Source organism: Chryseobacterium sp. TQ-BC-N36 (genome assembly GCF_058382295.1).
The window spans coordinates 4991202-5006696 of record NZ_CM178175.1 but is presented as its reverse complement, the minus strand read 5'-3'; the positions used below and the strand labels follow the sequence as shown (position 1 = coordinate 5006696).

Here is a 15495-nt window from a genome sequence, read left to right as displayed (position 1 = left end):
TGTATTTGATTTAAGATAAAAAGGGGCTTCATTGCCCCTTTCTTATTGTATGAAGTTAAGATGATTTATTGGAAATATGTGCATCTTCAAAGCTGGACATTTCATTCAGGAAATTAACAGCGCTTTGAATAATCGGATAGGCCAGTGCACAACCCGTTCCTTCTCCCAGACGCAGATTCAGGTTGAGAATAGCCTGTTCCCTCATCAGTCCCAGCAGCTGAGGATGGGCATTTTCATTGCTTACATGGCAGAAGATACAGTTATTCAATACTTCAGGATTCTTTTTCCAGACGGTGGCTACCGCTACCGTAGCGATAAACCCATCTACCATGACCAGCATATTATGGTGATATGCTTCTTCTATGGCTCCGATCATCTGTACAATTTCCAATCCGCCAAAAGTTTGGGCAATTTCATCTTCGGTCATTTCGGATGGATATTTTTCAACCGCTTCCATTAAGATGTGGATCTTATTCTGCAGCTGATGATCATTCAATCCGGTTCCGCGACCGATACAATGGGTGACCGGAATATCAAAGAGTTTGCTCATCATCAAAGAAGAAGCGGAAGTATTCCCGATTCCCATTTCACCGAAACCAATGATATTGCAGCCTCTTTTAGCGATCTCAGACACCACAGATTTTCCATTTTTAAGGGCCTGTTGAAATTCTTCGGGCGTCATCGCCGGTTCTTCCAGGATATTACGGCTGGATTTCCTTACCTTTTTATCCACCAGATCCAATCCTACCGGAAAATCGAAATTGACTCCAGCATCTACAATTTTGATTGCAATATCATGCTGCCTGCAAAAAACATTGATGGCGGCACCTCCTCCTAAGAAATTCATTACCATCTGATAGGTGACCTCCTGTGGATAGGCACTTACCCCTGCTGTGGCAATCCCATGATCAGCAGCAAAAACTACCATATGAGGGTTTATTAACTTTGGTGAAGTCGTCTTCTGAACCATTCCTATTTTGTGGGCAATATGTTCCAAATGTCCTAATGCCCCTAACGGCTTTGTTTTAAAATCAATTTTATGCTGTAATTCTGATGATAACATGAGTGTTTATAGTTATGTTAAATGGAAAAATGCAATATTAGTGAAATAGAGAGGATTTTGTATGGTTTGTCTGGAATTTTTATAAGCTAGAAGCCGGAAGCTGGGGCTGGAAGTTAAATATCTCTCAATTTCAAACTCTCCGACCTTATAACTCTCTCAAACACTCTCCTACTCTCCTACTCTCCTACTCTCCTACTCTCAAACCCGAATTCCTGATCTCGCAACAAAAACCAACGCAAGAACATTGCGCACTTCATCTTTTACTTTGCACTATAAATCAAAAGCAATGACACCCAAAATACTTGAAAAAATAAAAGAAGTTGAGGCTGCAAAAGGTGTAGAAGTCCTTTTGGCCGTAGAATCAGGGAGCAGAGCCTGGGGTTTTGCATCTCCTGACAGTGATTATGATATCCGTTTTATATACCGGCATAAAAAAGACTGGTACCTTTCTCCATGGGATAAAGATGAAACGATAGAATTTATGACAGAAGATGATCTGGACGGCTCCGGATGGGATCTACGAAAGACATTTCATCTTTTGCTGAAATCGAACGCGGCTTTACTGAGCTGGTTCTACTCTCCCATCGTGTATAAAGCAGATGAAAAATTTGTAGAACTGTTCAGGCCTTTGGCAGATGTCTGCTTTTCTCCGGTAGCGGTTTCTTATCATTATCTGAGTATGAGCAAGAAATATCTGGAAGCCTGCAGACATGATGAAGTCAAGTTAAAAAGTTATTTTTATTGTTTACGAACCACATTAACAGGAAAATGGATCATAGAAAAAGGAACGGTTCCTCCTGTCTTGTTCAGTGATCTGCTTGTTTTGACAGGTGATGCAACCAGACGGAAAATAGAAAAACTTGTTGCCTTAAAAACAACCAAAGGAGAATCTTATTACCATCCGAACGATTGGGAACTTTTTGAATTTCTGGAGAAAACAGTTGCTGAAAATGAGGAAAAATCAAAAGGTTTATCTGGAGGAAAGGCAGATAAAGGGGAGATGGAAAGGGTTTTTAGGGAGATATTAAAATAAAAGAATAAAAGCTTATTTTACGTAAAAATTAAAATACTGATGAAAAATATAATCGCACTTTCTCCTATGTATACGGAGGATAGCAATAATCTGAAAAAAGCATCGCTCAATTCATCCTACGAATTGAGTCGGTTTAATGCAAAATGGAGTGTTCCTGAAGAATTTCGTCAGGATGTGATTGCAGTGTACGGTGAAGATATTTATGCAGAAATTGTTGCAGAACAATGCGATCTGACTTTGACAAAACCCGATGATAATTGGCTCTCAAAAATTTCAGAAGAATTTACAAAAAGAAAAATTTCTTACGGAAAACTGAAAGATTTCGTATATGAAGAAAATATTTTCATCAAATGTTCAGATTTTAAAAGCTTTAAAGCAGGAGTTTTCGATAAAGTTACAAATATCAAAGGCTTTGAAACACTTGATATGGAAAGTATGATTTTCACTGCAGAAGTAGTGGAATGGGAACTTGAGGTTAGATGTTTTGTTTTGAATAATGAAATTAAAACTTATTCTTCTTATTGGAGAAATGATGCTTTCGACACCAACCCGCTTTCTGAACCGGAACAAAAAGATTTGTTTGACTTTTTCGGCAGGTTTATTACACAATATGCTGAAACGCTTCCAAAAGCAATCGTTCTGGATTTCGGGATTATTAAAGGAAAAGGTTGGGCTTTAATTGAAGCAAATCCTGCATGGTGTTCCGGGTTGTATGCCTGTGATGCAGAAAAGGTCTTAGAAGTGATTGTGAAAAGCTGCATTAAAAATTGATTGTTTTTTAAAACCATAATCAAAGAAGTATCTCAGACTACCCCAGTTATTAAAAAGGTAGATTATGTGTTAATGGAATAGAAATTTGCAATTAGTGAGAATTACACATAGTTTTTGAAGGGGTTATTGAGATATTTTAGAATTGGAAATTTATAAAAAATAATGTTTCGAAAAATTAAAAGAATTCTAACTTTGTAAAAACTAAAAAAATGGATAACTACTATGATACAGCTAAGAGAATGCAAAAATCTTCAAAAATATTATTTGATAATCATGACAATCATAATTCTTGTTACCTTGCAGGATATGTAATTGAATGTTACGCTAAAATAATTATCGGAGTCTCATACAATTTTAATTCAGATGAATTAAAAGAATTTGGACATGATTTAAAATTAATGAACAAAGAGTTTCAATACATTTTTTCCCATTCGAGTTGTTCATCATATATTAAAGATTTAAAAATAGACTTTGAAAAAATTTCAAAAGGAATGACTAAATGGCATCCAAATAAAAGATACTCAAATATATCGAATCAATGGTCTCCGCAAAATGCTCAAGATTATCAAAATGAGATTTATATTGCAATGCAAACTTTAACACAAATGAAAGTCAATGGATACACACTACTCTAAAAAAATTAACAAATGAACAATTTTAACAGCATAAAAAATAATATTTTAGAAAGAGTAAAAAATATCTTTTTGAAAAATGTTATTTAATAAGAAACATTTATTCAAGATATGCAATTTATATCATTTCAAATAACGAAATAGAAACTTTTAAAGAAGAAATTTTTAAAGAATTTCAAAATTCTGTAGATACAATTGAAAAAATATCTTATGAGGAAGATTCTTTTATTTTACATGACTTAGAGAATACGAGTGAACTTGTAGAAGGTACTAATAATATTTACTTTTCTGATCGACATATTGAAAATACCAATTGGTATATTAATGAGAAATTTCAATTAAAGACTCCCGTCACTTCATTTTATTCATTTAAAGGAGGAGTCGGTAGAACTACTGCAACTGTACTATCTGCTTTATTATTAGCTAGACAAGGTAAAAAAGTAATGATAGTTGATTTCGATTTAGAAGCACCAGGACTGGCTTCAGTTTTTGCTAATCGGAGTGATAATGCTGAAGAATTATTGGCAGTAAATGGGTTTGTCGATTTCTTAATTGATTATGAATTTCATAAAAGAAATTTAAATGAAATTAATCTAGATGATTACTATTTTAGAATAAATGAACAAGCTTTAGTCGGAAGTAATGGAGGAGAATTGTTAATTATTCCTGCAATTGCGACCAATAGTGAAAGTTCCAATAGTTATATTAGCAAACTTTCAAAAGCCAATATTCGATTTGGGTTTGGAAATGATTACGCACCTGATGTGTTTCTCCAAGCAATGGAAAATAAATTGAAACCGGATCATATTTTAATTGATACGCGAACAGGAATAAATGATGTTGGTGGATTAGTTTTTAATCGATATGCTCAGAATATTTTCCTTTTATTTTATGGGAATCAACAAAATATGTTTGGATTGGAAAGTATTTTACCCGAGCTAAAAAAATTAAATGAACAAGAAATTAAATTTTATTTAGTAAACTCTCCTGTACCAGTAGATGATAAGCTAAGGGAAGAAGAAATTGGATTTTTTGTTGAGAAAAGTTACGAAATTTTTATATATCATTTTTATGATAAAGAAAATTTTCCATCTCAAAATGATGAAACAGCAGATCATTATCCAATTAATATTCCTTATAACCAGAATGCCTTATTATTAAATAGTAATAAAAAACTATCAAGTCTAATTGACTTTTCTGGAAATCCTTATCAGGAAATTGTAAATTTAATCGTTAATAATTCAAAAGAAGAAGTTGAACAAAGCCAAATTTCGGCTGCTACAAATAAGGATTTATTAAATTCAATTATCGACATTCAAACAGGAACTTCCGAAAATGAATTTGTTGGTGAGAAAGATTTAAAACTTAAATTTTATCCTAGAAAAGATTACAAATATATTTTTGAAAAAGACAAATTTTTAATTTTAGGGGAAAAGGGCGTTGGTAAAACAGCTTTATTTTCAGTTTTATCTCATCAAAAATATGCTGAGGCTTTAGCTAAATATTGTAATATTAGTTCCCAAGAAGTCGAAAATACAAAATGGATAATTGGTTTTGAAAAGGATAATACAAACTTCCCTGATAAAACTAATTTTGAATCTTTAAAAGATTTTACACTTACAGAATTTAGAAATTATTGGATTATTTTATTAATTAGAATTTTAGATGAAGATTTTTTAAAACAAGATGACTATAATGAAATAATCGAAAATATAAGAGTTTCTTCGGTAATTAATCTAAAGAGTATAGCAAAAGAAGAAAATATTGGAGAAAAACTAATGCAAATATTATACGAAGTAAATAGTCGTTTGCAAATTAAAAATCAATTTTCCATTATTGTTTACGATCATTTAGATGCAGGATTGCCGGTAGAAAATGATGTTAGAGGTAAAATGGTTAGTGCGTTGGTAAGTTTCTACTACGAAAATATTAACCGTTTAAGTAACTTAAAATCAAAAATTTTCTTAAGAAATGATATATTTACAAGAGAAGTTAAAGATGTTACAGATAAAGTAAAAATCCTGAATTATTCACAGAAAATTGAATGGGAATATGATCAACTTTTAAATGTAGTTTGGAAAAGAATCTACGAACAAAATAAAGACTCTATTTTATTTACTGATTTTAAAGCTAAATTCGATGAAGATGATATTTTGGGAAGTATTCCAAATCTAACCAGTTTGGAAGAACATACTCTAATTTTAGATCAGATATTTGGGAAAAATATGGGTGGTAATAATAAAGCATACCCATATAACTGGATCAGAATTCATATAGAAGATACAAATAACAAAATACATCCAAGAACTTTAATCAAATTGTTTAGTGAAAGTTCAAATTTAGAATCCCAAGAAAAAGATAATCCAAAAGATAGATTAATTAGATCTAAAAATATTGAAAAAGCATTAGAAGAAAATGTTTCACCCGCACAAGTTCAAGAACTAAGAGAGGAATATCCTGAATTAGAAAATGTATTTGATAACTTGTATAACACAGTTCCTGATGGTAGAAGTCCAATGAATGAAAAAGATTTAGAAAATGCATTAGAAAAACTCAAAGAAAATCCAAACGAAATTATTGTAAAATTATCTGATATTGGAGTTTTAAAGGAATATAAAGCGTATTCAAAAACTAAAACTAACAATGAAGACAAAAGATACCATATTCCAGATTTATATTTATATGGTTTAAAATTTAAACGAAAAGGAACCAGATAAGAACATTATTTTTATATATTACGAAAGAATGCTGAGGAATCTTAAGATTTAAAATGACCATTCAAGACCTAAAAAACAAAAACCTCCTCCTCTTCGAAGCCATTTCCGGAAGTAGAGCTTTCGGGCTGGCAACGGAGAATTCTGATACGGATATCCGTGGGGTATATTATTTGCCGAAGGAAGATTTCTTTGGCCTGAACTATATTCCGCAGATTTCCAATGAAACGAATGATATCACGTATTATGAAATCGGGAGGTTTATAGAACTGCTTCAGAAAAACAATCCTAATATTCTGGAAATTCTGGCGAGTCCGAAAGATTGTATTCTGTACAAGCATCCGTTGATGGATTTATTGAAAACAGAAGATTTTCTATCCAAACTATGCAAAGATACCTTTGCAGGTTACGCTGTTTCGCAGATCAAAAAGGCAAAAGGTCTCAATAAAAAGATTGTAAACCCGATTGATAAAGGAAGAAAATCGATCCTGGACTTCTGTTTTATTTTGGAAGGACAAGGTTCTGTACCCTTGAAAAAATGGCTGGATGATGGTGGTCTCTCACAGGAAAAATGCGGATTGATAAAAATTGATCATACCAAGGGAATGTATGCTTTATTTTATGATGAATCGGGAACATTGGGATATAAAGGAGTTATACAGAATGAAGAAGCCAATCAGGTTTCTGTATCCTCTGTTCCTAAAGATGAAAAACCGGTTGCATATCTGTATTGCAATCTGGATGCCTATTCTGTGTATTGTAAAGATTACAGGGAATACTGGAAATGGGTTGCTGAGCGTAATGAAGACCGTTATAATGTCAATCAGACTCACGGGCAGAATTACGACAGCAAGAATATGATGCACACCATCCGCTTGCTTCAATCCTGCGAACAGATTTTTAAAACCGGTTCGCTGAATATCCGTGTAGAAAACCGCGATGAACTGCTAGATATCAAAGCAGGTAATCAGCCGTATGAAAACGTCATGCAAAAAGCAGAAAACCTGATACAATCTATAGAAAATCATTATTCCACTTCCACTCTGCCTGACTCTCCGGATCTGGAAAAAACAACAAAAATATTAATTCAGATCAGAGAAAAACTGTACAATAATAATGATGAATTATAAATGATAAGTTATGAATGGTGGGACTGTTGAATTGCCAATGCTCCCACTCTCAAACTCTCAAACGCTCCACACTAAAACCCTCAACCCCTCTCACTCTCAAACCCGAAAACTCACTTCTTAGACGCCTTTGCCACCGGATTATAATCAAGACAGATTCTGACCCAATATTCAAAATCATCAGGCTTTTGGAAACCTGAAGGTTCTACGTAACAATATCCTCTGAGCTGCTTTCCTTTCATAATCATCGGCAGAAAACCCTTTTTCTCTGCAACCTCATCTTCCAGTTCCGGATCATAGCGGCACATCAGATTTTCATGACTGATGTTGATACACATCTTCCCGTTCACCAGAAAAGACAGTCCGCTGAACATTTTCTTTTCTTCAATCTCCATATTATTTTCCAGGGAAAGCCGTTCACGTACCCGGTCCGCAAGTTCAGTACTGTAAGCCATGATTTTAATTTTTGTTATTTAAAATTAATAAAAAACAGTGATGATCACGTTATTTCTTCCGTTTTAGTCATTGATTTTAATTTGAAAATATAAATTTTATTTAAATTAATTATTGTTTTACGATAATTAATTATACATTTGCAATATCAATTACTATTCATATCATGAACCAGACCAAAATTATTGCAAGGATTTTATTTTATATCTGCTCTGTAGTATCAGCGGGATATCTAATCATTGTGCTCTACTCTCTGATCTGCCTTATGACAGAATTTTCTGTTACGCCTTATGGAGACGGGAAATACCTTCATATCAATTATCCGTTGACAGAAAAACCTTTCCTGAATATTGACAACAGCTATCCGTATATCATCTTTTCATTTCTGTCTGTACTTATCACATATGGAATCTTTTTCTGGTTGGCCGCCAGGGTTTTCAAAGTATTTTTTCAGCAGAAGCTTTTTACCCAGGATAATATACGGCAGCTGACGAGATTTTACCTGTATAATATTTTCATTCCGCTTCCGCTGGTGATTATCGCGAGTTTCTTTGTGGAAGTAGAAAGTATCATCTGGGGACTGGTGTTTATTCACTTTATGCTTGGAATTTTCTGTCTGTTTCTTGCCAATATCTTTAAGCAAGGGCTACATTTGCAAAACGAACAAGATCTATTTATTTAACATGCCAATTATAGTCAACTTAGATGTGATGCTTGCCAAGCGAAAAATGCAGAGTAAAGAATTGGCAGAAAAACTGGGTATCACACCCGTCAACCTTTCTATCCTAAAAACCGGTAAGGCCAAAGGCGTCCGTTTTGATACTCTTGAAGCGATCTGTAAAATCCTGGAATGCCAGCCGGGAGATATTCTTGAATTTAAAGAATAGTTGTTGGGTTTGAGAAGTGAGAGGGCTTGAGGGTTTTAGTGTGGGAGAGTTTGAGAGTGAGAGCGTTTGAATATGGTAGGTGAACCTTCCAGCAGCCAACTTTTAACTTGCAGCATCCAGCAACCAGCAACATCTAAACTCCATCTTCCAGACCCAGTCACTAACTTCTAACTTCTAACTTCTAACTTCTAACTTCTCAATCAGCTGCCGAAAGGCCGCCTGTCCTTCTATTCCCCAAACACAACATTATGAACACATTAACCATCAACAACCTTAGCCTCACGTATAAAAATGGTTTCCAGGCCATTAAGGACATTTCACTAAATATCAAAAACGGAATGTTCGGGCTGCTTGGTCCGAACGGAGCCGGAAAATCTTCTCTGATGAAAACCATTGTCGGGCTTCAGAAACCCACCTCTGGAACACTACTTTTCAATGAAACAGACATCGCTAAAAACCCCGATTATATCAAACAGAATCTGGGATTTCTTCCGCAGGATTTTGGGGTGTATCCCAAAGTTTCGGCCTATGATCTGCTGGAACATATAGCTGTATTGAAAGGTATTAGCGATAAACATCAACGAAAAAATCAGATTCTGAGTCTGCTTGAAAAAGTCAATCTTTCTGATTTTGCCAAAAAAGAGGTCCATACCTTTTCAGGTGGAATGAAGCAGCGCTTCGGTGTGGCACAGGCCCTGTTAGGTGATCCTAAGATTATCATTGTAGATGAACCTACTGCAGGTCTGGATCCCGAAGAACGCAACCGTTTCAATACATTGCTGAATGATATCAGCCAAGAGGTGATCGTTATACTGTCTACCCACCTGGTTGAAGACGTCAGAAACCTATGCTCAGAAATGGCGGTAATGAACCATGGACAGATTCTCAGAAAAGGAAATCCGGGAACATTGATCGCTGAACTGGAAAACAAAATCTGGTCAAAACCCATCCACAAAAGCGAACTGGAAACTTATGGGTCCAATTATGAAATCATCAGCAGTCAGTTGCTGGAAAGAGAGCTTCATATCACCATATTTTCTGAAGAACCTCCGAAAAACTTCAGCCCGGTAACCCCTTTGCTGGAACACGTTTATTTCCATACCCTCACTCAAAAACCTTAATCATGAACACTATATTTTTATTCGAAGCCGGACGCTCTTCCAAGCACTGGCTCACCTATCTTGTGACTTTACTTTTAATAAGCCTGGGGATTTTTTGTGGCAGTCAGTTCAACCTTTCAGCAGGAGAAGGAATTTATCTGAACTCACCTTACACCATCGGATTTATGACCGGAATGCTGAGTCTTGCCGTTATTTTTTTTGCTACTGTTTATGCCTTACAGCTGTTATTCAAAGACCAGGATTCCAAGTTTGAAAGCATTCTGTTTTCGTTTCCTTTTTCAAAATTCACTTATCTGAAAGGGAAATTCTTCGCTTATTTTCTTCAGACCTTACTGAGTTTCACTTTCTTAATGACAGGCTTTCTCCTGGGCCAGCTGATGCGTACAGGAAGTGAAATGCAGGATCATTTTAATATTTTATATTACTTCTACCCGTTATTGATTTTCGGGCTGATCAACAGTTTCTTTGTCTGCAGCTTTCTGTTCCTTATTTCATTTACAGTAAAGAAAAAGCTATTGGTTGTAGTTGGAGGACTGCTTCTATATGTGTTATATATGATCATTTTACTGTTTTCCAATTCTCCGTTTATGGCAGGAAGTCTACCTCAGTCATTGGAAACACAACAGTTTTCAGCTTTGATCGATCCGTTTGGACTATCCGCTTATTTCATGCAGGCCCGTGACCTGACAGCCAGTCAGAAAAATGTTCAGATGGTCCCTTTTACAGCTTATCTTCTGTTCAACAGGATCTTATTTTTCCTGCTCTCATTTGGTTTTTTATTTCTGTCTCTTACATTATTTTCTTTCTCCAATGCATCAGGAGGGAAAGTAAAAACACGGGGAACCCTTCAGTCATTCTCTGAAATGCATACATCGGAATATTCTGCTGTTATACCAAACTTTAACTGGCGGAGCTCATTCCGGTCTGTATTCTCTTTCGTAAAAACAGATCTTACCTATCTTTTCAAAAGCATTGCTGTTCCCGCAATTTCCATTCTGCTATTATTCTTCGTCGGAATGGAAATGTATGCTGAAATTGAAAAAGGGATCCGCCTTCCGCAGAAGTATGCAAGTTCCGGACTGATGGCAACAACCATCTCAGAGAATTTTCATATGCTTGGGCTTCTGATTTCTGTTTATTTTCTCAATGATATGTTCTGGAGAAGCCCATCTTCCGGATTCTATCTGATTGAAAGCAGTACTTTCTTTTCAAAAAACAGGTTAACAGGGCATTTTGTTTCGATCAGCCTGTTGCTGTTCTTCTTTACCGGAATTTTAATCGTTCAGGGAATTGTTTTCCAGGCGGCTTATCTGTATTTTCATATCGACTGGAATGCCTATCTCGGCGTTGTTCTTTTCAATACTTTCCCTTTGATCTTATTTTCCGGATTGATCCTGCTGATTAATGACAGGACCCCCAATAAATTTATAGTATTAGGAATCTCCATTCTTGCTGTTTTCGTATTGTCGGGCCCTGTTTCCGGGAAAGTCATCTCCTACCCTCTTTTCAGGATATTTTCAGATTTCAAAGGGACTTACAGTGATTTTAACGGGTATGGAATTTATAAAAAAGCTTTTGCACAAAGGCTTTTGTTCGGAACAGGAATTATCAGCGTTTTATGGGTTTTCAACAGGAGCATAAAGAGTAAAAAAGTACGTGTTCCTGTTTTTGTTTTCACTATCTTCCTGCTGATTTCAGGGATCGTTGCCGGAATATTCTTTATGAAAGGGTATGTTCCTAAAGATGAACAGCAGATTATCTTAAGCTCTGTAGAATATGAAAAGAACTACCGGAAATATGAAAATATCCCACAGCCTGATATCACTGATATTACCACAGAAATTAAGCTATATCCTTCGAAAAATGCTTATCAGATTACCGGGAAATATATACTTAAAAATCAAACCAATCAACCCATTAATAAGATCCTCATCAATTTTAATGATGATTTACAACTTGAATCAGCAGCAATGACATCAGGAAATGAAAGAACAGAGATTCATAAAAACATTACGGAAGTTTCATTAAAACAGCCTCTGCTGCCGGGTAAAACAGCTTCCCTTAATTTTGTACAGTCATATCAATGGTTTGCTGTGAATGGTCACCAGTCTTTCAATGCTGTTATCGAAAACGGATCTTTCATGAGGATCAGCAGGTATTATCCTACTGTCGGGTACCAAAAGGATGATGAACTTCAGGATGAAAAGCAGCGGGAACAGTTCAATCTGGGAAAACTCACCGGACTGAAGGAACCGGAAGCTCCTGAGATTATAAAAAGGGATTTTATCAACCTCAACATGATTGTTTCAACTGAAGGAAATCAAACAGCTATAGGCACCGGAGATCTGATCAGGAAATGGGTAAAATCCGGGCGCAATTATTTCGAATATAAAGCAGATCAGATTCCTTTCAGATTTGCCGTTTCTTCTGCAGAATATAAAGTAAAAAGTGTAAACTATAAAGGTATAATGGTTAATATCTTTTATCATCAAAAACATTCTGAAAACGTCTGCCACCTTCTTGAAAATGCTAAGCTTACCTTAGATTACTGTCAGCAGAATTTTGAGCGTTATCCTTTTAAAACCATCAGTTTTGCAGAGATTTCTTCTTTTACCAGAGGCTTTGCTGCTACCGCCTACCCTTCTGTGATCTTTATGCCGGAAGATATGGTTTTTCATGCCAATATTGGGGCAGATAAGAAGCAGGATGTCATCAATGAACTGGCCGGACATGAGCTTTCCCACCTCTGGTGGGGCAACAGCCGGATTGACCCTGACGACAGAAAAGGTTCTGTAATGCTTACCGAAACCCTTGCTATGTATACGGAAATGATGCTCTATAAAAAGATGCACGGTAAAGAAAAAATGATGGACAGGATTAAAGTACACCAACAGATCTACGACAGCGAAAAAGGATTATCTGAAGATGTTCCTGTTTATAAAGCTACAGGAAATGCTCCTCACATCTCTTATTCTAAAGGTGCGATTGCCATGGTACAGTTGAGCAATCTGATTGGTGAAGACCATGTGAATGCAGCTTTAAAAAATTTTCTCAATAACAACCAATATCCAAAGAAACCCACTTCATTGGACCTCATCCGTGAATTTTATAAAGTTGCACCTGATGCTTCTATCAGAAAACATATTGACAGATTATTCAAAACCACAGACAATATCACTTTTACATCTGACCCTAAAACCACATCAGTAAAAGCTAATCCAAAGGAACCAATTGACGGATTCTAATTTTTCTGAATTTTTCAGGGACTGTAACAAAATAGATATGTTGTATTTCGCTATCATATAAAAGCAAAAATCCCTCAGTTTTGAGGGATTTTTTATGTTTAAGAATGAATCTTATTATGCTTCGTTAGAAGGAGTCTGATTTTCCACAGGCTTTTCGCTTTGTGGTCTCTCACCCTGCGGCTTCTGTCCTTCAGGTCTTCTTTGTCCTTCCGGTCTGCCCTGTCCTTCGTTTCTTGGTTTTCCTTCCGGCTTCGGAGGTCTTGGTAAAAGCACTTTGCGGGAAAGCTTCATTTTCTTACGGTCATCATATCCCATGAACTTCACTTCTACCTCATCACCTTCTGCATATGGAACTTTGTCAAGACGAGCCCATTCAATTTCAGAAATGTGAAGAAGTCCTTCCGTTCCTTTAGCAATGGCTACGAATGCACCAAAGTCCATTACTTTTACTACTTTACCTTTGTAAACTTCGCCTACTACCGGTACGAAAGTAATTTCATTGATCTTAGCAATCGCTGCATTGATCTTTTCTCTGTCTGTTCCGGCAATCTCGATACGTCCGATTTCTCCGATTTCCTCAATTGCAATAACAGTATCTGTATCTTTCTGTAACTGTTGGATAATTTTTCCACCAGGCCCGATTACAGCACCGATGAAATCTTTTGGAATCTCCATTACCACCATTTTCGGAGCGTGAGGCTTCACGTCTGCTCTTGGCTGGGAAATTGTTTCCGTGATTTTGTTCAGGATGTGTAATCTTCCGTCTTTAGCCTGCATCAGAGCTTTTTCCATGATATCCATAGAAAGTCCCTGGATTTTGATATCCATCTGACAAGCTGTGATACCGTCTGCAGTACCTGTTACTTTGAAGTCCATATCTCCAAGGTGATCCTCATCTCCCAAGATATCAGAAAGTACCGTAAATTTACCTGACTTTTTATCAGTGATCAGACCCATTGCAATTCCTGAAACAGGTTTTGTGATCTGAACCCCTGCATCCATCAATGCCAATGTACCTGCACAGACAGTTGCCATTGAAGAAGAACCGTTAGATTCCAGGATATCGGAAACAATTCTGATTGTGTATGGATTTTCTGCCGGAATTACTGCTGTTAAAGCTCTCTGAGCTAAGTTTCCGTGTCCTACTTCTCTTCTTGAAGTACCTCTTAAAGGTCTTGCTTCACCTGTTGAGAATGGAGGGAAGTTATAATGCAGGAAGAATCTTTCGTCGTGCTGCGTGATTACGCTGTCGATCATGTTGGCATCTTTTACAGAACCCAGGGTTACAGCAGTCAAAGACTGAGTTTCCCCTCTTGTAAATACTGCAGAACCGTGAGCTCCCGGAAGGTAATCAATTTCTGACCAGATCGGACGGATCGTCTGAGGATCACGGCCATCAAGACGGATATTGTCTTCAAGGATCATCTGACGCATCGCTTCTTTTTCTACATCATGGTAGTATACTTTAACGAAAGGAGTTACTCTTGCCAACTCTTCTTCGTTTTCAGCATACTGAGCTAAAAACTCTTCAAGAACCGCTTTGAATTTTTCTCCTCTTTCTTCTTTATTGGATGGCGTTTTTGCTACTTCATATACTTTATCATAGCACTCTTTCCATACTTTTTCACGAATTTCCTCATCGTGTTCTTCGTGGCTGTATTCTCTCTTAGGGAAAGCTTTTCCTACTTTTTCAGCTAATCTTTCCTGAGCTTCGATCTGTTTTTTGATCTCAGCATGAGCGAAGTTGATCGCTTCAAGCATTTCCTGCTCAGAAATCTCCTTCATTTCTCCTTCTACCATTACGATGGAGTCCTTAGTAGCTCCAACCATAATGTCAATATCTGATTTTAATAAATTTTCATAGCTTGGGTTAACAGATAATTCTCCGTCAACTCTTACTACTCTTGCTTCAGACATAGGTCCATTGAAAGGGATATCTGTAATTGCAATAGCTGCAGAAGCAGCCAAACCTGCCAATGCTTCAGGCATTACTTCTTTATCGTAAGAAATCAGTGAAATCATCACCTGTACTTCCGCGTGGAAATCTTCAGGGAAAAGAGGACGCAATACTCTGTCTACCAATCTCATGGTAAGCACTTCATCATCAGATGGTTTTGCTTCTCTACGGAAGAAATTTCCAGGAATTCTTCCACCTGCATAAAACTTTTCTCTGTAATCTACCGTTAATGGTAAAAAGTCTACACCAGGATTGGCTTCTTTGTTGGCTACAACAGTTGCTAAAAGCATTGTTCCGCCACATTTCACCACTACAGATCCGTCAGCCTGCTTAGCCAGCTTTCCCGTTTCGATAGTGATCTCCCTGCCGTCTGCAAGGGTAATCGTTTCTGTAAACGCTTGAGGTATACTCATAAATTTGCTTCTTTATACTCCGTATTGAGTATGATTAATATTTAAACTCTTTAAATTTTCGTCTGCAAAGGTACTATAT

12 protein-coding genes are annotated in these 15495 nt (G+C 36.4%); 9 read left to right on the top strand and 3 right to left on the bottom strand.

Going from position 1 to position 15495, the window contains the following annotated elements; genetic code table 11:
- Positions 1–55 precede the first annotated feature (55 nt).
- The gene (gene cobT / locus AC3FI7_RS22700) at positions 56–1063 is read right to left on the bottom strand and encodes a nicotinate-nucleotide--dimethylbenzimidazole phosphoribosyltransferase (protein ID WP_343660860.1); all 1008 of its coding nucleotides are present in this window, start codon (positions 1061–1063) and stop codon (positions 56–58) included.
- 286 nt (positions 1064–1349) lie between these two features.
- Here cobT and AC3FI7_RS22695 point away from each other — a divergent pair, with 286 nt between their 5' ends.
- From AC3FI7_RS22695 to AC3FI7_RS22675, 5 genes are all read left to right on the top strand, one after another.
- On the top strand, positions 1350–2096 hold the full coding sequence (locus tag AC3FI7_RS22695; protein WP_491460978.1) for a nucleotidyltransferase domain-containing protein: 747 nt from the start codon (positions 1350–1352) through the stop codon (positions 2094–2096).
- Between the two features lie 39 nt (positions 2097–2135).
- Positions 2136–2867, top strand: coding sequence for an ATP-grasp domain-containing protein (locus AC3FI7_RS22690; protein ID WP_491460977.1), 732 nt, complete (start codon positions 2136–2138; stop codon positions 2865–2867).
- A 209-nt stretch (positions 2868–3076) separates the two neighbouring features.
- Positions 3077–3502 (top strand): hypothetical protein, encoded by a 426-nt coding sequence (locus AC3FI7_RS22685; RefSeq protein WP_491460976.1) that lies wholly within the window; start codon positions 3077–3079, stop codon positions 3500–3502.
- Between the two features lie 86 nt (positions 3503–3588).
- A complete protein-coding gene (locus AC3FI7_RS22680) occupies positions 3589–6216 on the top strand; it encodes a P-loop ATPase, Sll1717 family (RefSeq protein WP_491462109.1) in 2628 nt (875 codons plus the stop codon).
- Positions 6217–6269: 53 nt separating this feature from the next.
- The gene (locus AC3FI7_RS22675) at positions 6270–7343 is read left to right on the top strand and encodes a nucleotidyltransferase domain-containing protein (protein WP_491460975.1); all 1074 of its coding nucleotides are present in this window, start codon (positions 6270–6272) and stop codon (positions 7341–7343) included.
- A 110-nt stretch (positions 7344–7453) separates the two neighbouring features.
- On the opposite strand, the gene AC3FI7_RS22670 is transcribed toward AC3FI7_RS22675, so the two are convergent.
- Positions 7454–7795 carry a TfoX/Sxy family protein gene (locus tag AC3FI7_RS22670; protein ID WP_491460974.1) on the bottom strand — a complete coding sequence of 114 codons (342 nt, stop codon included), beginning with the start codon at positions 7793–7795 and terminating at the stop codon, positions 7454–7456.
- Positions 7796–7959: 164 nt separating this feature from the next.
- Between AC3FI7_RS22670 and AC3FI7_RS22665 the strand changes: the two genes are divergently transcribed.
- The 4 genes from AC3FI7_RS22665 to AC3FI7_RS22650 all read left to right on the top strand — a co-directional run bounded on the left by AC3FI7_RS22665 (position 7960) and on the right by AC3FI7_RS22650 (position 13046).
- A complete protein-coding gene (locus AC3FI7_RS22665; RefSeq protein ID WP_491460973.1) occupies positions 7960–8475 on the top strand; it encodes a DUF2975 domain-containing protein in 516 nt (171 codons plus the stop codon).
- 1 nt (position 8476) lies between these two features.
- Positions 8477–8680 (top strand): helix-turn-helix domain-containing protein, encoded by a 204-nt coding sequence (locus tag AC3FI7_RS22660; RefSeq protein ID WP_002980904.1) that lies wholly within the window; start codon positions 8477–8479, stop codon positions 8678–8680.
- 248 nt (positions 8681–8928) lie between these two features.
- Positions 8929–9801 carry an ABC transporter ATP-binding protein gene (locus AC3FI7_RS22655; protein ID WP_491460972.1) on the top strand — a complete coding sequence of 291 codons (873 nt, stop codon included), beginning with the start codon at positions 8929–8931 and terminating at the stop codon, positions 9799–9801.
- A gap of 2 nt (positions 9802–9803) precedes the next feature.
- A complete protein-coding gene (locus AC3FI7_RS22650) occupies positions 9804–13046 on the top strand; it encodes an ABC transporter permease/M1 family aminopeptidase (RefSeq protein WP_491460971.1) in 3243 nt (1080 codons plus the stop codon).
- A gap of 114 nt (positions 13047–13160) precedes the next feature.
- Here the strand turns inward: AC3FI7_RS22650 and AC3FI7_RS22645 are convergent, their stop codons facing one another.
- On the bottom strand, positions 13161–15416 hold the full coding sequence (locus AC3FI7_RS22645; protein WP_142724508.1) for a polyribonucleotide nucleotidyltransferase: 2256 nt from the start codon (positions 15414–15416) through the stop codon (positions 13161–13163).
- Positions 15417–15495 lie beyond the last annotated feature (79 nt).